We start from the raw sequence: 18,118 nt of genomic DNA, 5'->3' as shown, positions 1-18,118 counted from the left end.
GCAGCGTGGAGCGGCGGCCCAACCGGGCGGCGAGCACCCCGCCGAGCAGCACCCCGGCGGCCCCGCCGGCCCCGTACGCCCCGACCACCGCGCCGGCCACCGCCTCGCTCGCGCTCCGCGCCGAGGTCAGGTAGAGCGACAGGAAGAGCATCGCGAACGCGCCGGCCCGGTTGATCAGCAAACCGGCCCAGAGGTACCAGAAGGTGGCGGGCAGACCGCCGGCGGTGTCGTCCAGCCAGCGCCGCAGGGGCCGCACGCGTCCTCCGAACAGTTCAGTTAACTGACAGTTCCGTCCAGACCGTAGGGAGCCCGACCACCGGGCGCCACGTGTCGCTGGTCACCGCGCCCCGGCGGACTCGGTCGACCGGGACCGGCCGGGGCCGCCCGCAGCCGACCCGTCCACCCCGGTGCCGTCGCTGGCGTCAGCCGGCGGCGCGGCATCCACACCCGACCGGACCGGCAGGGCGGGGGCGGTGGCCGCCGCCTCGGCCGCCTCGGGCGCCGGCGTCCGGGTGGCGGTGACCGGCACGACCTGCTCGGCGGCCGCCCGCAGCGTCGCGGCCCGCCGCTCCCGAGCCGGCCCGGAGACCAGGTGGGCGACCGCCGTCACGGCGCCGATCGCCGCACAGCCGAGCCAGAGCGCGCCGTTGCCGGCCTGCTCGCGGACCAGGCCGCCGAGGATCGGTGCCACGGCACCGGCCACCTGCCAGGAGAGCGAGAAGGCGCCCTGGTAGCGACCGCGCAGGTCGGCGGGGGAGAGTTCGGCGATGAGGGTGGCATTGGACGGCGAGTTGAGCATCTCGCCGAGCGTCCAGATCAGCACGGTGATCCCGTAGAACCAGGCGGCGTCCGCGAACGCGGTCAGCCCGAAGCCGACGCCCATCACCACCGAGGCCAGGGCGAGCACGTGCGACCGGCTCCGGCCCCGGATCAGCCGGGGTACGAAGAGTTGCCCCACCACGATCAGCACGCCGTTGAGCGCGATCACCGAGCCGTAGGTGGCGGGGGTCAGGCCCGAGTCACCCATCGCGATCGGCAGCATCGAGATGTGCTGGAGGAAGACCAGCGCGGAGAGCAGGTTCAACGCCACGAAGCCCAGGAAGACCCGGTCGGTCAGGATGGTGCGCAGCGCTCCGGCCGGCGGCTTGCCCTTGGCCTGTCCCGGCGCCACGGTGACAGCGGTCCGGGTCTCGCCGACCTTGATGAAGATGATCAGCGCGGTGACCAGCATGGTGACCGCGTCGACCACGAAGAGCAGCAGGTAGTCGGCCTGGGCGGCGAGGCCGGCGAGCACCGCCGCACAGGCGAAGCCGAGGTTGATCGCCCAGTAGTTCAGCGAGAAGGCCCGAAGCCGGTCCTTGGCCGGCACCACGTCGATCATCATCGCGCCGAACGCCGGCCGGGCCGCCTCGGCGAACATGCCGAGCAGCAGGGCGCCGAGCGCCACCGCCCACAGGTCCCGGGCGAGGCCGAGGGTGAGCATCATGGTGGCCGCGCCCAGGTGCGCGGTGAACAGGGTGGGCCGGCGACCCCAGCGGTCGGTCAGCGTGCCGCCGACGGTGGTGCCGACCGCGCCGCCGACGCCCCAGAGGCCGATCACCAGGCCGGCCTGCGAGGCGGAGAAGCCGCGCTCCTGGGTGAGGTAGATGGCCAGGAACACCAGCACGAACGAGCCGAGCCGGTTGATCAGGGTGCCGGTCCAGAGGTACCAGAACCGAGCCGGCAGCCCGCCCGCCGTGTCCCTGAACCAGCCCCGCACCGTCCGCATCTGCCGCCCCCGCCCCCGGTAATGACCGATCAATCACAAGCGCCTTACAACCTAGTGCCGGGCCGGTTTGCCGGTCATCGGCTTTTCCACGTGGTGGTCGTCACGACCGCTCGCCGCGTGTCCGACCGCCGGGTACGGCAGGATGATCCGCATGACTGCGAGCGAGGGGCCCACCGTCGGGACGCTGGTCCTGCTGCGGCACGGCGAGAGCGACTGGAACGCCAAGAACCTCTTCACCGGCTGGGTCGACGTCGACCTCACCGAGAAGGGCGAAGACGAGGCGCGCCGCGGCGGCGAGCTGCTGCGCGAGCACGACCTGCTGCCGGACGTGGTGCACACCAGCGTGCTGCGCCGCGCGACCCGCACCGCCGAGCTGGCGCTGAACGCCGCGGACCGGCACTGGATCGCGGTCCGCCGGTCCTGGCGGCTCAACGAGCGCCACTACGGCGCGCTGCAGGGCAAGAACAAGAAGCAGACGCTGGACGAGTACGGCGAGGAGCAGTTCATGCTCTGGCGTCGCTCGTACGACACCCCGCCGCCGCCGATCGCGGACGGCGACGAGTGGTCCCAGGTCGGCGACCCGCGGTACGCGCTGCTGCCGAGCGAGCTGATGCCGCGTACCGAGTGCCTGAAGGACGTCGTCGAGCGGATGCTGCCCTACTGGTACGACTCGATCGTGCCGGACATCCTGGCCGGCCGTACGGTGCTGGTGGCCGCGCACGGCAACTCGCTGCGGGCCCTGGTCAAGCACCTGGACCAGATCTCCGACGAGGCGATCGCCAAGCTGAACATCCCGACCGGCATCCCGCTGCGCTACGACCTCGACGCGCACCTGCGCCCGCACACCCTGGGCGGCACCTACCTCGACCCGGCGGCCGCCAAGGAGGCCGCCGCCGCGGTGGCGAACCAGGGCCGCTGAACGCGACGGGGCCCCGGCCGGCTGGCCGGGGCCCCGTCGGCGGCTCAGTTGGCCGAGGGTGTGGTCTCCCCGGTGATCAGGTAGATCACGTGCTCGGCGGTGTTCACCGCGTGATCGGCGAACCGCTCGTAGAAGCGGCCGAGCAGGGTGGCGTCGATCGCGGTCTCCACCCCGTACGGCCAGTCCTCCCCGAGCAGCACCGCGAACAGGCTGCGGTGCAGGTCGTCCATGGCGTCGTCGACGCGGTCCAGTTCGGCGGCGACCGCGACGTCGGGCTTGGCCAGCACCGACGCGATCTTCTCGGCCATCCGGTCGGCGATCGCTGCCATGTCGGTGAAGATCGGCCGCAGCTCGGCCGGCACGGCCGGCGACGGGTGCCGCCGCAGCGCGGTCTTCGCCACGTGGTCGGCCAGGTCACCCATCCGCTCCAGGTCGGCCGCGACGTGCAGCGCCGTGATCATGGCGCGCAGGTCGGAGGCGACCGGCGCCTGCCGGGCGAGCAGGTCGCAGACCCGCTCCTCGACGTGCCGGTAGAGGTCGTCGATCTCGGCGTCCCGCTCGATCACCGTCTCCGCGGCCCGGCGGTCCGCGGTGAGCAGGGCGCGGGTGGCCTGCCGCATCGCGGCCCGGATCCCCTCCGCCATGTCCACCAGCAGTTGGCTGACGATCTGCAGGTCAGCCCGGAACTCGTCGCGCATTCTCACGTCCTGGAATCGGTGTCCGCCGGCGGGGCCGGCGCGGGATGGGCAGGTGCGCCGCCCACGCTAGGCCGAATGGGCGGACCGCAGATGAACCCGGGTGAACGGCGCCGGACGCGGGAGTGAACTTTCCCGGACGCGAAGGTGGTTCGTCCTGTTATGGGCGATGCCCGGGTTAACAATGACCCTACGATCGCCGGGTGGAGTGGGCGGTGACCGTCGGTGTGGTCGTGGGCCTGGTGGCCGGGCTGGCCGCCGGGTTGCTGCTGGTCGCGTTGGTCCCGGCGGTACGCGCCCGGGTCACCTCGGCGGCGGAGCGGTCCGGCCGCCGTCTCGGCATGGGGAGGCTCGCGATACCAGACGACCAGCAGGCGGGGCTCGGCCGCCGGACGATCGACTCGCTCCGCGCCGGCGTGGTGGTGCTGGACGCGGACGACCAGCCGGTCCGGGTCAACCCGGCCGCTCGGGCGATGGGGCTGCTCCGCACCGGCCCGACGCCCGGTTCGATCGCCGCCCACCCGTTGATCCGTACGCTCGCCGGCCAGGTGCGCCGCACCGGCGTGCGGCGAGAGATCGAGCTGGACCTGCCGCGCGGCCGCGACTCCGCCGGGGAGAACCCGCTCGGGGTGCACCTGCGGGCGATGGCGATCGGCGGCGGGCACGTCGCCGTGGAGGCGGTGGACGTGACCGAGTCGCACCGGCTGGCCCGGGTGCGGCGGGACTTCGTGGCGAACGTCAGCCACGAGCTGAAGACGCCGATCGGCGCCCTGCAGCTGCTCGCCGAGGCGCTGTTGGACGCCACCGAGCCGGCCGGCGCGGCGGCGCCGGACCTGTCCGAGGACCTGGTCGCCGCCCGGCGCTTCGCCGAGCGGATCCAGCACGAGTCGACCCGGCTCGGCCGGCTGGTGCAGGAGCTGCTGGAGCTGACCCGGTTGCAGGGCGCCGAGCCGCAGCCGCCGCCGGAGCCGGTCGCGGTGGACTGGGTGGTCGCCGAGGTGGTCGACCGCACCCGCACCAGCGCCGCCGCCCGGCGGATCGAGGTGGAGGTCACCGGCGAGCGCGGCCTGACCGTGTACGGCAGCGACAGCCAACTCGCCACCGCCGTGTCGAACCTGGTCGAGAACGCCATCAACTACTCGGGCGAGGACACCACGGTGCGGATCGCCACCCGGGCCGACGACGAGCACGTCGAGATCGCCGTCACCGACCAGGGGATCGGGATCGCGCCGACCGACGTCGACCGGATCTTCGAGCGGTTCTACCGGGCCGACCAGGCGCGCTCCCGGGACACCGGCGGGACCGGCCTGGGGCTGGCCATCGTCAAACACATCGCGAGCAACCATGGCGGACGGGTCGAGGTGGCGAGCACTCTTGGTGGTGGGTCGACGTTCACCCTGCGGCTGCCCGCCCGTCCACCGGACGACCTCCTGGCGACACTGCCACCCGCTGGGATCGAGTCCGGTCCGGCCGAGCTCCGGCAGGTCTGACAGCAATGGAAAGGAAAAGCCCGTTGAGCCGCGTTCTGGTGGTCGAGGACGAGGAGTCGTTCTCCGACGCCCTGTCGTACATGCTCCGCAAGGAGGGCTTCGAGGTCTCCGTCGCCGCGACGGGCCCGACCGCCCTCACCGAGTTCGACCGGACCGGCGCCGACATCGTGCTGCTCGACCTGATGCTGCCCGAGATGTCGGGCACCGAGGTGTGCCGGCAGCTGCGGCAGCGCTCGCACGTGCCGATCATCATGGTCACCGCGCGGGACAGCGAGATCGACAAGGTGGTCGGTCTGGAGATCGGCGCCGACGACTACGTGACCAAGCCGTACTCGCCGCGCGAGCTGGTCGCCCGGATCCGGGCGGTGCTGCGCCGGCAGAGCACCGAGGTGGCCGAGTCCGGCGTCCCGACGCTGGCCGCGGGCCCGGTCCGGATGGACATCGAGCGGCACGTGGTGACCGTCGACGGCGCCCCGGTGCAGCTGCCGCTGAAGGAGTTCGAGCTGCTGGAGCTGCTGCTGCGCAACGCTGGCCGGGTGCTCACCCGGGGGCAGCTCATCGACCGGGTCTGGGGCGCCGACTACGTCGGTGACACCAAGACCCTGGACGTGCACGTCAAGCGGCTGCGGTCGAAGATCGAGCCGGAGCCGTCCGCGCCGCGCTTCATCGTCACCGTCCGGGGCCTCGGCTACAAGTTCGAGCCCTGATCCCGGCGAGAGATCTTGGTGCGAAACCGCCGCTGGAAGGGCCGTCTCGTACCAAGATCTCTCGGCGTCAGAACACCTTGCGGAGCGCGTCCGCTATCTGATCGACCTCGGTCAGCCGGCCTTCCGCGACGGCGATGACGAGGTCGTACGCCGCGTCCAGGTGGGCCCCGCGCAGTTCGTCGTCGGAGACGGCGCGATTCTGGGCCAGGAAGGCCACCGCCACGATCCAGCCCATCCGCTTGTTGCCGTCGACGAACGGACGGTTGTTGACCAGCGAGTGCAGCAGCGCGGCGGCCTTCGTCCACAGGTCGGGATAGGCGTCCGCGCCGAGAACGCTGGTCCGGGGCCGGGCGAGGGCCGACTCGATGAGCCCGGCGTCCCGGACGCCGGCACCGATCCTGCGGGCGATCCGGGCGACGTCGGCCAGGGTCGGGTGGTAAACCTCGTCCGGCGTCACTCGGCCAGTCGGGCCAGCAGCGTGGCGTGGCGCTCGATGATCTCGTCGGCCAGTTCCTCGAAGCGTCGGGCGTTCCGCCGGGCGAGGTAGTCGTCGATCGCGGTGACCACGATCGCGTGCATCGACCGGTCCTCCTCCTCGGCGACCAGCCGGAGCCGTGCTTCGCGATCCTCGTCGAGTCGCAGTGTCATGGCCATGGCCAAATGGTAGCAACGGTGCTACCAAGATCACTGCGGGTCGGCTCAGCCGGGGTCGGCGGGGTGTGGGGCGACCATGCCCTGGCGGGACCGGGCACCGCAGAGTTCGGCCAGCTTGGCGTACGCGGGGGCGCCGATCAGCGCGGTCAGCTCCGGGCCGTAGGAGACGTACATCGGCTCGGCGCCGACGTGCGCGTCGGTCGACGAGGTGCACCACCAGTCCAGGTCGTGCCCGCCGGCACCCCAGCCCCGCCGGTCGAACTCCGACAGCGTGGAGACCAGCACCTTGGTGTTGTCCGGCCGCTTCACCCAGTCCTGGTCCCGGCGGATCGGCAGCTGCCAACAGACGTCCGGCTTGTACTCCAGCGGGTGCACCCCGTCGCGCAGCGCCTGAGCGTGCAGCGCGCAGCCGCCCCCGGCCGGGAAGTCGGCGTCGTTGAGGAAGACACAGGGGCCATCCGCGCCCTGGGTCGCGGTCCGCCGGGCCGGGTTCTTGCCGTCGACCGTGTCCTCCTCGGTCCACTGCTTGAAGCCGCGCCGGAAGTGCTGCCAGGTTTCCGGGGTGAGCCGCTTGACCGCGGAGCGGACCCGCTTCTCGTCGTCGGAGTCGGTGAAGAACGCGCCGTGCGAGCAGCAGCCCTCGGCAGACCGGCCGGCGATGATGCCGTGGCAGCCCCGGCCGAAGACGCACGTCCAGCGGGAGAGTAGCCAGGTGAGGTCGGCCCGGATCAGGTGCTGCTCGTCGGCCGGGTCGGCGAACTCGACCCACTCCCGGGGGAAGTCCAGCGGCACCTCGCGACTGCGCGGGTCGGCCGGGTCGTCCACCAGCACGCGGAGTTCGATCTGCCCTGTCACCCGGCCCAGCGTACGCGCGGTGCCGCCCGCGGGCCGCCGAGCCGCGCAAACGAGTTGGCCCTAGGGTCGACAGCATGCGACTGGGTGTCCTCGACGTCGGCTCCAACACGGTGCACCTGCTGGTGGTCGACGCCCACCACGGCGCGCACCCGTGGCCGGCGCACTCGGAGAAGGTGGTGCTGCGCCTCGCCGAGCAGATCGGCCCGGACGGCGCGCTCACCGAGGCGGGCGCGGACAGCCTGGTCAAGGCCGTCAGCATGGCCAAGGCCGCGGCCGCCGGGCTGGCGACCGACGACCTGCTCGCGTTCGCCACCTCCGCCGTCCGGGACGCCACCAACGCGCCCGAGGTGCTGGCCCGGGTCCACGACGAGACGGGCGTACGCCTGGCGGTGCTCTCCGGTGCGGACGAGGCCCGACTGACCTTCCTCGCGGTCCGGCGCTGGTTCGGCTGGTCCGCCGGCCGGCTGATGGTGCTGGACATCGGCGGCGGCTCGCTGGAACTCGCCGCCGGCATCGACGAGGAGCCGGACGTCGCGGAATCGCTGCCGCTCGGCGCGGGCCGGCTGACCCGCGACCGGCTCGGTACCAGCCCGGACAGTGCCGCCCCGCCCCCGGCCGAGCGGGTGGACGAGCTGCGGGCGTACGTCGACGGGCTGCTCGACCCGGTAGTGAAGCGGATGACCGAGGTGGGCTGGGAGCGGCCGGTGGCCACCTCGAAGACGTTCCGCACCCTGGCCCGGCTGGCCGGCGCGGCCCCGTCCGGGGCCGGGCTCTGGGCCCGCCGCCGGCTGACCCGGGCCGGGCTGCGGCAGGTGCTCGGCTTCATCCGGCACATCCCGCCAGCCCAGCTGGTCGAACTCGACGGGGTCAGCGCCGGCCGCGCGCACCAGTTGCTGGCCGGCGCGGTGGTCGCCGAGGCGGCGATGCGCCGGCTGGACGTGGACGCGCTCGACATCTGCCCCTGGGCGCTGCGCGAGGGCGTGATCCTGCGCCGGCTGGACCAGCTCGATCCGGTGTGATCCGGCCGAGTGGTTGGCACCGGTTTGCGGCTGCTCGTCACGATGCTGTCACCGGAGCGGGCTACCCTGACAGGTGTGACTTCCCCAGTCCCGGTGCTCCTGTCCAGTTCCTCGGTCTTCCCTGAGCGGACCGCGGCGGCGTTCCAGCTGGCCGCGGCGCTGGGCTACGACGGCCTCGAGGTGATGGTCTGGACGGACGCCGTCAGCCAGGACGCCGGCGCGCTGCGCGGCCTCTCCGAGCACTACGGCGTGCCGGTGCTCTCCGTCCACGCGCCCTGCCTGCTGGTCACCCAGCGGGTGTGGAGCCCCGACCCGTGGGAGCGGCTGCGTCGCTCCGCCGAGCTGGCCGCGACGCTCGGGGCGCCGACCGTGGTGGTGCACCCGCCCTTCACCTGGCAGCGGGACTACGCGCGCAACTTCGCCGACGGGCTCGACAAGATCGCCCGGGAGTACCCCGACCTGCGGTTCCCGGTGGAGAACATGTACCCGGTCCGGATGGCCGGCCGGCAGTTCGTGCCGTACGTCCCGGGCTGGGACCCGACCGACACCGGCTACCCCTCCTACACGCTCGACCTGTCGCACTGCGCCGCCTCGCACACCGACGCCATCGAGATGGCCGACCGGATGGGCGCCGGCCTGGTCCACGTGCACCTCGGCGACGGCACCGGCGAGGGGCGGGACGAGCACCTGGTGCCGGGGCGCGGCACCCAGCCCTGCGCGGAGCTGCTCTCCTCGCTGGCCGGCCGGGGTTTCACCGGCTCGGTCGCGGTGGAGGTCACCACCCGGGGCGCGAAGAGTCGCGCGGTGCGCGAAGCGGACCTGCGCGCCGCGTTGCAGTTCGCCCGCGAGCACCTGAGCACCCCGTCGCCGGTGGACGCCTGACCGGCGCCCGCCCGGCGGGGCGGCTCAGCTGACCGGGGTCAGCGACTCGGCCGGGGCCGGCTGGGCGGCCACCGTCGCCTGCTCGCCGACCGCGGCGCGCTTGCGGGCGCGGTGCGCGGCGACGTGCGAGCGGGTGGCGCAGCGCTCCGAGCAGAACCGCCGGCAGCAGTTGGACGAGGTGTCCAGATAAACGTTGCCGCAGCGCTCGTCCGCGCAGACGCCGAACCGGGCGCTGCCGTACTCGCAGAGCCAGACCGACAGCCCCCACACCGCGCCGGCGAGGTATTCGGCGCTCACCGAGGAGCCGCGGCTGGTCACGTGCATGTGCCAGTCGCTGGAGTCGTGCCCCGAGATGCGCGGCTGCACCGGGAACGCCTCCAGCAGCGAGTTGAGTTCGGCCACCGCCTCGGCGTCCCGCCCGGAGGTGCCGTACTCGAAGACGTCGCGCAGCCGCTTCTGCGCCCGCCGGAAGATCGCCAGGTCCCGCTCCGCCACCTCGTCGCGCATCCACGCGTTGTCGTCGGGGAAGAGGGCCCGCAGGTTGTCGAGGTCGTCCAGGCGGGCGTTGACGAGATCAACGCCGGTCCGGGCGTACGCGTCGAAGTTCACGCCCCCAACGGTAGACGACTCACCCGCCACGCGGTGCGTCGATGTAGTGCGGCAGGAACCGGGCGTAACCGTCGGTGATCAGACTCACGCTCTCCCGGACCCCGACCCCGGCCGACTCGCCGTCGACGATCCAGCTGCCCAGCACCATCCGGTTGCCGGCGAACTCGGGCAGCGCCCGGAACTCCTGGTAGCACCAGCCCTCGTCGCCGTAGATCCCGGGATTGGTGAACTCGGTGCCGGCGGTGACGATCCGCACCGAGCCGCCCTCCCGGCCGAGCAGCGGCTTCGCCACGTACTCGGACATCCCGCGCGGCCCGTCGAGATACGCCGGCAGCAGCAGCTCGTGCCCCGGATAGAGCTCCCAGAGCACGGCCAGCAGCGCCTTGTTCGACAGCAGCAGCTTCCAGGCCGGCTCGATCCAGGTGGTCGGGGTGCCCGGGTCGAGCGCGAGCGGCCCGTACGGCTCGGCCAGCATCCACTCCCACGGATAGAGCTTGAAGCAGGTGGTCACCGGCCGGTCGGCGGCGTCGACGAAGCGCCGGCCGGCCCAGCCGATCTCCTGGATCGGCAGCAGCTCGACGTCCAGCCCGGCCTGGCGGGCGGTCTCGGCCAGGTAGCCGGCGGTCATGTGGTCCTCGCCGGACTCCTCCTCGTTCGACCAGACCACGTGCACCCGCCGGTCGTGCAGGCCGGCCCCGATCTTCGCCCAGGCACCGACCAGTCGCTCGTGCAGGCTGTTCCACTGGTCCAGCTCGGGCCGGGTGTGCTCCAGCCAGTACCACTGGATGATCGCCGCCTCGACCAGCGCGGTGGGGGTGTCCGCGTTGTACTCCAGCAGCTTCGGCGGCCAGCTGCCGTCGTACCAGAGGTCGAAGCGCCCGTAGAGGGTCGGTGGCCGCTCCCGCAGCGACCGGGCCACCGCCTCGGCCGCCCAGGCCGGGATGCCGTACTCGGCGTAGCGCTGTCGGGCGACCACGTGTTCGGCGGCGGCCACCGACATCCGGTGCAGCTCCTCGGTCGCCTCCTCCAACCGGAGCACCTCGTCCAGCTCGAAGGCGTACGCCGCGGTCTCGTCCCAGTACGACATCACCCCGCCGTCGGGCAGCTCGGTGTCGACGTACACCAGGCCCTGCTCCCGGATGGTGACGTCCCAGCCGGGCCGGGGAGTGACCGACTCGCGGCGCACCTCAGCCGCCGCAGGCGGCGAGGTGGGTGCCGAACCCGCCGCGTTCCGGCACGGCCGCGGCGGCCGGCTCCGGGGTGGTACGCCCGGTGGTGGCCGCCGGCGCCCGCAGCGCCAGCGCGACGGTGTCGCCACCGCCGGCCGGCCCGAGGGCGCAGTCGTCGTCATCGTCGTCGGAGGTCAGGTTGCAGCCGGAGAGGGCAAGGGCCAGCGCGGTCAGCGCGCCGAGCTGCACGGAGGCCGACCGGAGGCGGCGGCGGGGGCGTTGTTCCACGGCATCGTTGTAGCCGATCTCCGCCAGTTGCGCCGCCCCGGGTGGGTGCTCGAAGCGCCCCCGTCGGCCCGGTCGGAGCGGCCCGGGCGGCCCGGTCGGAGCGGCCCGGGGCGGCACGGCGGCGGCACGGCGGCGGCACGGCGGCGGCGGTGCCGGCCGGCTGGTCACGCACCCCGCCGCCGCCCGGCGGGCGGCCGCACGGGGGCGTTACGCTCAGCGCATGCTCCGTTCCGTCATCCTCGCCGCCTCCCGGTCATCCCAGGTCGAGCGGCTCGTCGCGACGGCCCCGTTCACCCGGGACGTCGTCCGCCGGTTCGTCGCCGGCGCCAAGACCGACGACGCGTTGCGCGCGACCCGCGGGCTCGTCGACAACGGTCTCGCGGTCACCCTCGACAACCTCGGCGAGGACACCGTCACCCCCGAGCAGGCCAACGCCACCCGGGACGAGTACCTGCGGCTGCTGCGGATGCTCGCCGAGGCGGGGCTCACCCCGGCCGCCGAGGTGAGCGTCAAGCTCTCCGCGCTCGGGCAGGCGTTCGACGAGCAGTTGGCGTACGACAACGCCCGGTCGATCTGCCTGGCGGCCGACGAGGTGGGCACCACGGTCACCCTGGACATGGAGGACCACACCACCACCGACTCGACCCTGGACATCCTGGCCAAGCTGCGCAAGGACTTCCCGGCGACCGGCGCGGTGCTCCAGGCGTACCTGCGGCGGACCGAGTCGGACTGCCGCGAGCTGGCCACTGCCGGTTCCCGGGTGCGGCTGTGCAAGGGCGCCTACAAGGAGCCGGAGTCGGTGGCCTACCAGTCCGCCCGCGAGGTGGACAAGTCCTACGTCCGGTGCCTGAACATCCTGATGTCCGGCGAGGGCTACCCGATGCTGGCCACCCACGACCCCCGGCTGATCGCGATCGGCGAGGACCGGGCCCGCTGGTTCGACCGCGGGCCGGAGCAGTTCGAGTTCCAGATGCTGTACGGCATCCGGCCGGAGGAGCAGGCCCGGCTGGTCGGCGAGGGCTACACGGTGCGGACGTACCTGCCCTACGGCGAGGACTGGTACGGCTACCTGATGCGCCGGCTCGCCGAGCGCCCGGCCAACCTGATGTTCTTCGGCCGGGCCCTGATCTCCAAGAAGTGAGTCACCCGTTCGACCAGCCCCGGGTGCTGAGCACCAGGCGGTAGCCGTCCGGATCGGCCACCGTCACCCCCCAGCGGTCCCAGTACGGGCCGGCGGAGACCCTCGTCCCGCCGGCCCGTTCCAGTTTCCGGACCAGGTCGTCGTCCACCGGCCCGTCCAGGTAGAGCACCAGCAGGTCCTCCTCGGTCGGGGTCGGTTCGGCGGTGAGCGTGGCGCCGCCGACGAGTTCCAGGTGCCAGTGCGCGGCCGGCCAGCCGACCATCAGCAGGTCGTGGGTGCCCGGCCCGGTGGCGGTGGAGCGCCAGAGCACGTCGAGGCCGAGCCCACCGACCCAGAAGCGTTCGGCGGCGACCAGGTCGCGGCTCGGACGGGCGATGCGCAGGTGGGGAACCGTGTTGGTGATCGACATGCCAGGAATCCTGCGAGCTGAAGTCGGGTCGAGGTCAAGCCTTGACGATCGCAGCTAATGCGGTTAGCTTTTAGGTTATGAAGGTTAGCTACGTGGTGCGGAACGGCGGACGGATCGCCTACGACGTGCGCGGCCAGGGGCCGCTGGTGGTGCTCTCGCACGGCATGGGCGAGAACCGGGGCTCCTTCCGCCACCTGGTCCCGCTCCTCGTGGCGGCGGGGCACCGGGTGGCGTCGGTGGACGTACGGGGGCACGGCGACTCCAGCGCCGGCTGGCCGTCGTACGCCCCGGCGGAGGTCGGCGCCGACCTGCTGGCCGTGGTCCGCGACCTCGGCGGCGGGCCGGCCACCCTGGTCGGCAGCTCGTCCAGCGCGGCGGCGGTGGTCTTCGCCGCCACCGATGCCCCCGAGCTGGTCAACGGCATCGTCCAGGTCAGCCCGTTCGTCGAGCAGCCGAAGCTCAACCCGTTCCTGCGGGTCGCGCTGGCCGCCGTGCTGCGCAGCCCTCGGCTGTTCGGGCTGTTCCACCGCACGCTCTTCCCGTGCGACCGGCCGGCCGACGACGCGGCGTACCGCAAGGCGATGGTCGCCAAGCTGCGCGAGCCCGGCCGGATGGCCGCGACCCGCGGAGTGGCCGCGCCGGTCGAGCCGCACTGGACGGCCCGCGCCCGGGAGGTCCGGCAGCCGGTGCTGGTGCTGATGGGCACGAAGGACCCGGACTTCCCCGACCCCGGCGCGGCGGCCCGGGCGGCCCGCCGGCTCTTCGCCACCGCCGAGGCGCGGATGATCGACGACTCCGGCCACTACCCGCACGCCGACCAGCCGGCGCGGACGGTCGCCCAGCTCACCGAGTTCCTGGCGGTCACCGGTGCCTAGGGTCGGGCTCAACCAGCAGGCCGTGGTGCGCGAGGCGGCCCGGCTCGCCGACGAGGTCGGCGCCGACCAGCTCACCCTCGCCGCGCTGGCCGGCCGGCTCGGCGTCGCGCTGCCCAGCCTCTACAAGCACGTCCGGGGCGCGGACGCGCTGGGCCAGAAACTCTCCGCGCTGGCCACCGCCGAGCTGGCGGACGAGCTGACCACGGCCGCCGTCGGCCGGGCCGGCGGGGACGCGCTGCGGGCCGCGGCCCACGCCTACCGGGCGTACGCCCGCCGGCACCCCGGCCGCTACCCGGCCACCCAACGGGTGCCCGATCCCACCGATCCGGAGCACGTCGCCGCCGGGGAGCGTGCCGTCGGCGCCATCTTCGCCATCCTGCGGGGTTACGGGCTCGACGGCGATGCGGCCACCGACGCCACCCGGATGCTGCGCAGCACCCTGCACGGGTTCGTCTCGCTGGAGGCCGCTGGCGGGTTCGGCCTGCCCCGCGCGGTCGACCGCTCGTTCGACCACCTGATCACCGCCCTGGACGCCGCGTTCCGGTCCTGGCCCCGCGCGGAGTCCTGATGTACGCCCTGGGTCTGCTGCTGCTCTTCGTGCTGGAAATGGCCGTGCTGGTGGTGGGCGGCTGGTGGGGCTGGACGCTGGACGCCGCCGTCCCGGTCCGGCTGGCCGCCGCCGTCGGCGTGCCGCTGCTGCTCGCCGCGCTGTGGGGCGTCCTCGGCTCGCCCAAGGCGACGGTGCCGCTGCGGCCGGCCGCCAAGCACACGTTCCAGGCGGCCTGGTTCGCCGTCGGCGGCGTGTTGCTCGCCCTGCTCGGCCGGCCGGTGGCCGGTGTCGCGCTGGTCGTGGCCTGGGCGGTCACCGTCACCCTGCTGCGACGGGCCGGCCGCCCGGCCTGACCGCCGGAACCGGTTGGCGGCGTTCGGCCGCCGGTCGGGCACGGTGACCTGCCGGGCCGCCCTCGCCGCAGCGAGCGGCGGGTCGTACCCTTCGGCGGGTGACTGACGGGGCGCCGGAGATCGACCGGCTGGACGAGCCGCCCACCCGCCGGCGCCGGCAGCTGTGGGCCGCGCTCACCGTGTTCCTGCTGCTGCTGACCTGCGGTCTGCCCGCGGCGCTGCTGGTCGGAGCGGTCCGGGACGCCGGTTCCCGGACCGTGCTGGACCGCCTCGGCACCCCCGCCCCCGACCCGGCCACGCTCGCCGCCCGCCAGCTCGCCGAGCGGATCACCGCCCAGCTCGACCGGCAGGCCACCGCGCTGCTGGCCGGGGACCGGGCCGGCTTCCTAGCGGTGGCCGAGCCGGCCGCGCATCCCGACCTGCGGCGGCGCTTCGCCGCGCTGCGCGCCCTCCGGGTGACGGTCTGGCAGGCCAGCCCGAACGGCGTGCCCGAGACGGTGCCCGGCCGGCCGGGGGAGTGGCGCCTGCTGGTGGAGTTCCGGTACTGCTTCGTGACGCCGGACTGCCGGCCCAGCCCGGTGCTCATCGGCACCCGCTGGAAGGAGAGCGGGGAGCAGCCGCGCCTGGTCGGGATGGAGGAGTCCCGGTCGGCGGCGACCGGCACCCGGCCCTGGGAGACCAGCGAGCTGGTGGTGGCCGTCGGCGCGCGGACCCTGGTGGCGACCACCCCGGCGCTGCGCGGACAGCTGCCCCGGCTGCTCAGCCAGGCCGAGGCGGCGGCGCGGGTCGCCGACTCGTACGCGGTGGACGGCGCGCCGCCCGACCGGTACCGGGTCTTCCATGCCGGCCGTGCCGAGTGGCAGCGCTGGTACGGCGGCGGCCGGCCGAAGTGGACCGGCGGGTACGCGGTCACCGTCGGCGGCGGTCACCACGAGGTGGTGTTGAACGCCGAGGGGCTCAGCGCCGCCGGGCTGGACGACCTGCTCCGACACGAGCTGACGCACGCCGCGTCGCTGCCCGAACGCGGCTACCCGGGTACCTCGACCTGGTGGCTGGTGGAGGGGCTGGCCGAGTTCGCCGGCGTGGACGGCCAGCCGGTCGACCGGTACGAAGGGCTGGACGAGGTGCGCCGGCTGGCCGCCGGCGGCTGGACCGGCCGGCTCGACGACCTCAGCCCGGCCGATGACGCTCCGGCCGATCGGGTCGCCGGCAGCTACGGCATCTCCTACCTGGCCGTCCGGCATCTGGTCGACCGGTTCGGGCAGGAGCGGCTGCTGGACTTCTTCCGGGCGGTGGTGCACGAGCGCCGAACGGTCGCCGAGGCGGCCGAGGAGGTGTTCGGCGAGCCCTGGCCGGCCCTGCACGACGCCTGTGTGGCGTACGTCCGCGGCCTGTCCGGCTGACCCGCCAGGGCCGCGGGCCGACCCGGTGGCGGGCGGATCGGCGGCCGATGACGGCGGCTTCGCGTGATGGTGCTGATGGCGACGCGTTCGTAGGATCGACGGGGTGCGCCGCACCCACTCGCCGCGGCTGCGCGCAGCGACGCGGCCCCGCCTGCTCACCGCCCTCCTCGCCGTCACCGTCCTCACCGCGACCGCCGGGGCGTCCTGCGGCGAGGAGCAACCCGACGTCGCCCTGGCGGCCGCGGAACGCGCCGCGGTGGCCGAGGTGGTGGACGCGCCGGCGACCGTCACCGCCCGCGCCGCGGCGACCCTCACCGCCGCCGCCGACGGCACCCTCGTCAGCCTGCGCGTCCAACCCGGCCAGCGGGTCCGCCGGGGCCAGGTGCTGGCCGTGATCGACTCGCCCACCGCCCGGTCCCGGCTCCGCCAGGCCCGGGAGGCGCTCGCCGCCGCCAAGCGGGCCGGGCGGGGCATCGGCGGCACCGAGCTGGGCGGTTCCCGGCGGGGCACCGACCGGGCCGCCGCCGAGGCGTTCCAGGCGGCCCGGGCCGCCGCCGAAAAGATCGGCGACCCGCACCTGCGCGGCGCGCTGCTCGCCCAGGTCGCCGCCGCGCAGGAGCAGTACCGGATCGCCGCCCGCGCGGCCGACCAGGCGGTCCGGGCCGTCCAGCGCGGGGTCGCCGGCCTCGACTCGGCCGTCGGCGCGCTGTCCGCCGCCCAACGGCTGCAGGCCCAGCAGGCGTACGACCTGGCGAAGGCGACGGTCGACGCGCTGACCCTGCGTGCGCCCATCGCCGGTGTGGTGCAGCCGGGCGGGACCGCCGCCGGTGGCTCGCCCGCGGGGCTCGACGACCTGCTCGGCGCGGCCGGGGGCGGGCCCGCCGGCCTGGACCCGTCCGCCTTCGCACCATCCGGTGGCCGACCGCCGGCCGGGGTGGACGACGCGGTGCCGGTCGGCGGGCTGGTCACCGCCGGCACACCCGTGCTGACCATCGTGGACGTCGGTGCGCTCGGCCTGCTCGCCGAGGTCGACGAGACCGACGTGCTGCTGGTGCGCCCCGGTCTGGTCGCCACCGCCGAACTGGACGCGGTGACCGGGGCGAGCTACCCGGCGCGGGTGCGCTCGGTCGACGTGCTGCCCACCACCTCCGCCCGGGGCGGTGTCTCCTACCGGGTGCGGCTCAGCCTCGACGCCGGCAGCTACGGCGAGGGGGAGCCGGCGCCGGTGCCCCGGCCCGGGATGAACGCGGTGGTGCGGCTGCGGGTCCGGGAGGCCGCCGACGCGGTGACCGTACCGGCCTCGGCGGTCTTCTCGGCCGACGGCCGGGACGCGGTCTGGCTGGTCCGCGACGGCCGGGCCGGCCGGGCCACGGTGACCCTGGGGGTGCAGGGCGAGGACCTGGTGCAGATCGTCAGCGGCGTGCAGCCCGGCGATCGGGTGGTGGTCCGCGGCACCGACCAGGTCCGCGACGGCCAGGAGCTGCGGTGAGGCCGCGAAGCCGGCGACCAGGAGGCGCGGTGGGACGGCGAACCCGGCGACCAGCAGGCGCGGTGCGGCCGCGAGGCCGGCGGTCAGGAGGCGCGGTGGGGTGGCGACCGCGCCTCCCCGGGGTGACCCGGTGAGCGCGGCGCCCGCCGCCATCGAGGCGACCGACGTCTCCCGGACGTACCAGCTCGACGGGGTGTCGGTGCCGGCGCTGCGCGGCGTCTCGCTGACCGTCGCACCCGGCGACTACGTGGCCCTGGTCGGGCCGTCCGGCTCCGGCAAGTCGACCCTCATGCACCTGCTCGGCGGGCTGGACCGGCCGACCGGCGGCCGGCTGGTGATCGGCGGCCGGGAGGTGGCCGCGCTCTCCGCGGCCGAGCTGGCGGCGCTGCGCAACCGGACCATCGGCTTCGTCTTCCAGGCGTTCCACCTGCTGCCCCGCACGTCCGCGGTGGACAACGTGGCGTTGCCCCTGGTCTACCGGGGGGTCGGGGCCCGACAGCGGCGGGCGCGGGCGGCCGCCATGCTCGACCGGGTCGGGCTCGGCCACCGGCTCAACCACCGCCCCAACCAGCTCTCCGGCGGCGAGCAGCAGCGGGTCGCCATCGCCCGGGCACTGGTCACCGACCCGGCCGTGCTGCTCGCCGACGAACCCACCGGCAACCTCGACAGCGCGACCGGCGCGGCCGTGCTGGAGCTGCTGGAACGGCTCAACGCCTCCTCGGGCGTGGCGCTGGTGCTGGTCACCCACGACCACGAGGTGGCCGCCCGGGCCCGGCGGCGGATCGCGATGCGCGACGGCGTGGTCGCCTCGGACAGCGCCGTGCCGGCGGGGGAGGGCGGGAC

General features: G+C 74.2%; 20 protein-coding genes and 2 pseudogenes. 12 read left to right on the top strand and 10 right to left on the bottom strand.

Going from position 1 to position 18,118, the window contains the following annotated elements; all coding sequences use genetic code 11:
* Nucleotides 1–256 (bottom strand): annotated as a pseudogene (locus DLJ47_RS11410) (MFS transporter); the annotation flags it as partial.
* Between the two features lie 189 nt (nucleotides 257–445).
* A pseudogene (locus DLJ47_RS11405) lies at nucleotides 446–1,768 on the bottom strand (MDR family MFS transporter); the annotation flags it as partial.
* Nucleotides 1,769–1,919: 151 nt separating this feature from the next.
* Here DLJ47_RS11405 and DLJ47_RS11400 point away from each other — a divergent pair.
* Nucleotides 1,920–2,687, top strand: a complete 768-nt coding sequence (locus tag DLJ47_RS11400; protein WP_109900010.1) for a phosphoglyceromutase — start codon at nucleotides 1,920–1,922, stop codon at nucleotides 2,685–2,687.
* Between the two features lie 44 nt (nucleotides 2,688–2,731).
* Here the strand turns inward: DLJ47_RS11400 and phoU are convergent, their stop codons facing one another.
* The gene (phoU, locus tag DLJ47_RS11395; RefSeq protein ID WP_109900009.1) at nucleotides 2,732–3,385 is read right to left on the bottom strand and encodes a phosphate signaling complex protein PhoU; all 654 of its coding nucleotides are present in this window, start codon (nucleotides 3,383–3,385) and stop codon (nucleotides 2,732–2,734) included.
* Between the two features lie 200 nt (nucleotides 3,386–3,585).
* Between phoU and DLJ47_RS11390 the strand changes: the two genes are divergently transcribed.
* Together DLJ47_RS11390 and DLJ47_RS11385 are read left to right on the top strand one after the other, a co-directional pair.
* Nucleotides 3,586–4,872 (top strand): ATP-binding protein, encoded by a 1,287-nt coding sequence (locus tag DLJ47_RS11390; protein ID WP_109900008.1) that lies wholly within the window; start codon nucleotides 3,586–3,588, stop codon nucleotides 4,870–4,872.
* Nucleotides 4,873–4,895: 23 nt separating this feature from the next.
* Nucleotides 4,896–5,579 (top strand): response regulator transcription factor, encoded by a 684-nt coding sequence (locus DLJ47_RS11385; protein ID WP_088996204.1) that lies wholly within the window; start codon nucleotides 4,896–4,898, stop codon nucleotides 5,577–5,579.
* 67 nt (nucleotides 5,580–5,646) lie between these two features.
* Here the strand turns inward: DLJ47_RS11385 and DLJ47_RS11380 are convergent, their stop codons facing one another.
* From DLJ47_RS11380 to DLJ47_RS11370, 3 genes are read right to left on the bottom strand one after another with little or no spacing between them, the layout of a single operon-like run.
* On the bottom strand, nucleotides 5,647–6,036 hold the full coding sequence (locus DLJ47_RS11380) for a type II toxin-antitoxin system death-on-curing family toxin (RefSeq protein ID WP_199235791.1): 390 nt from the start codon (nucleotides 6,034–6,036) through the stop codon (nucleotides 5,647–5,649).
* Nucleotides 6,033–6,233, bottom strand: coding sequence for a CopG family transcriptional regulator (locus DLJ47_RS11375; protein WP_109900007.1), 201 nt, complete (start codon nucleotides 6,231–6,233; stop codon nucleotides 6,033–6,035). The genes DLJ47_RS11380 and DLJ47_RS11375 overlap by 4 nt, the downstream gene beginning before the upstream one ends.
* A gap of 45 nt (nucleotides 6,234–6,278) precedes the next feature.
* Nucleotides 6,279–7,088, bottom strand: coding sequence for a hypothetical protein (locus tag DLJ47_RS11370; protein ID WP_109900006.1), 810 nt, complete (start codon nucleotides 7,086–7,088; stop codon nucleotides 6,279–6,281).
* A gap of 74 nt (nucleotides 7,089–7,162) precedes the next feature.
* Between DLJ47_RS11370 and DLJ47_RS11365 the strand changes: the two genes are divergently transcribed.
* Both DLJ47_RS11365 and DLJ47_RS11360 read left to right on the top strand, forming a co-directional pair.
* A complete protein-coding gene (locus DLJ47_RS11365; RefSeq protein WP_109900005.1) occupies nucleotides 7,163–8,107 on the top strand; it encodes a Ppx/GppA phosphatase family protein in 945 nt (314 codons plus the stop codon).
* Between the two features lie 75 nt (nucleotides 8,108–8,182).
* The gene (locus DLJ47_RS11360; protein ID WP_109900004.1) at nucleotides 8,183–8,989 is read left to right on the top strand and encodes a sugar phosphate isomerase/epimerase family protein; all 807 of its coding nucleotides are present in this window, start codon (nucleotides 8,183–8,185) and stop codon (nucleotides 8,987–8,989) included.
* A gap of 24 nt (nucleotides 8,990–9,013) precedes the next feature.
* Here the strand turns inward: DLJ47_RS11360 and DLJ47_RS11355 are convergent, their stop codons facing one another.
* From DLJ47_RS11355 to DLJ47_RS11345, 3 genes are read right to left on the bottom strand one after another with little or no spacing between them, the layout of a single operon-like run.
* Complete coding sequence (locus DLJ47_RS11355) at nucleotides 9,014–9,598, bottom strand: CGNR zinc finger domain-containing protein (protein ID WP_109900003.1); 585 nt, start codon at nucleotides 9,596–9,598, stop codon at nucleotides 9,014–9,016.
* A 19-nt stretch (nucleotides 9,599–9,617) separates the two neighbouring features.
* Nucleotides 9,618–10,784 carry a glutathionylspermidine synthase family protein gene (locus tag DLJ47_RS11350; RefSeq protein ID WP_109900002.1) on the bottom strand — a complete coding sequence of 389 codons (1,167 nt, stop codon included), beginning with the start codon at nucleotides 10,782–10,784 and terminating at the stop codon, nucleotides 9,618–9,620.
* A 1-nt stretch (nucleotide 10,785) separates the two neighbouring features.
* Nucleotides 10,786–11,055: a hypothetical protein gene (locus DLJ47_RS11345; protein WP_233257784.1), complete on the bottom strand. Its 270-nt coding sequence runs from the start codon at nucleotides 11,053–11,055 to the stop codon at nucleotides 10,786–10,788.
* Between the two features lie 220 nt (nucleotides 11,056–11,275).
* Here DLJ47_RS11345 and DLJ47_RS11340 point away from each other — a divergent pair, with 220 nt between their 5' ends.
* Complete coding sequence (locus tag DLJ47_RS11340) at nucleotides 11,276–12,196, top strand: proline dehydrogenase family protein (RefSeq protein ID WP_109900001.1); 921 nt, start codon at nucleotides 11,276–11,278, stop codon at nucleotides 12,194–12,196.
* A gap of 1 nt (nucleotide 12,197) precedes the next feature.
* Here DLJ47_RS11340 and DLJ47_RS11335 read toward each other — a convergent pair whose 3' ends face one another.
* Complete coding sequence (locus tag DLJ47_RS11335; RefSeq protein WP_396774073.1) at nucleotides 12,198–12,599, bottom strand: VOC family protein; 402 nt, start codon at nucleotides 12,597–12,599, stop codon at nucleotides 12,198–12,200.
* Nucleotides 12,600–12,682: 83 nt separating this feature from the next.
* Here DLJ47_RS11335 and DLJ47_RS11330 point away from each other — a divergent pair, with 83 nt between their 5' ends.
* The 6 genes from DLJ47_RS11330 to DLJ47_RS11305 form a co-directional block, all read left to right on the top strand.
* Nucleotides 12,683–13,480: an alpha/beta fold hydrolase gene (locus DLJ47_RS11330; protein ID WP_109899999.1), complete on the top strand. Its 798-nt coding sequence runs from the start codon at nucleotides 12,683–12,685 to the stop codon at nucleotides 13,478–13,480.
* Nucleotides 13,473–14,048 (top strand): TetR/AcrR family transcriptional regulator, encoded by a 576-nt coding sequence (locus tag DLJ47_RS11325; RefSeq protein WP_109899998.1) that lies wholly within the window; start codon nucleotides 13,473–13,475, stop codon nucleotides 14,046–14,048. Before DLJ47_RS11330 ends, DLJ47_RS11325 begins: the two co-directional genes overlap by 8 nt.
* On the top strand, nucleotides 14,048–14,383 hold the full coding sequence (locus tag DLJ47_RS11320; RefSeq protein WP_109899997.1) for a YrdB family protein: 336 nt from the start codon (nucleotides 14,048–14,050) through the stop codon (nucleotides 14,381–14,383). The genes DLJ47_RS11325 and DLJ47_RS11320 overlap by 1 nt, the downstream gene beginning before the upstream one ends.
* A 98-nt stretch (nucleotides 14,384–14,481) precedes the next feature.
* On the top strand, nucleotides 14,482–15,786 hold the full coding sequence (locus DLJ47_RS11315) for a hypothetical protein (RefSeq protein WP_233257783.1): 1,305 nt from the start codon (nucleotides 14,482–14,484) through the stop codon (nucleotides 15,784–15,786).
* A gap of 94 nt (nucleotides 15,787–15,880) precedes the next feature.
* Complete coding sequence (locus DLJ47_RS11310; protein ID WP_109899996.1) at nucleotides 15,881–17,275, top strand: efflux RND transporter periplasmic adaptor subunit; 1,395 nt, start codon at nucleotides 15,881–15,883, stop codon at nucleotides 17,273–17,275.
* 130 nt (nucleotides 17,276–17,405) lie between these two features.
* Nucleotides 17,406–18,118, top strand: a 713-nt coding sequence (locus tag DLJ47_RS11305) for an ABC transporter ATP-binding protein (protein ID WP_109899995.1), incomplete at its 3' end; no start/stop codon positions are given.

This window comes from Micromonospora sp. S4605, assembly GCF_003176715.1.
GTDB lineage: Bacteria > Actinomycetota > Actinomycetes > Mycobacteriales > Micromonosporaceae > Micromonospora > Micromonospora echinaurantiaca.
The sequence above is the reverse complement of the archived record's forward strand: the minus strand, read 5'-3'. Positions and strand labels throughout refer to the sequence as shown.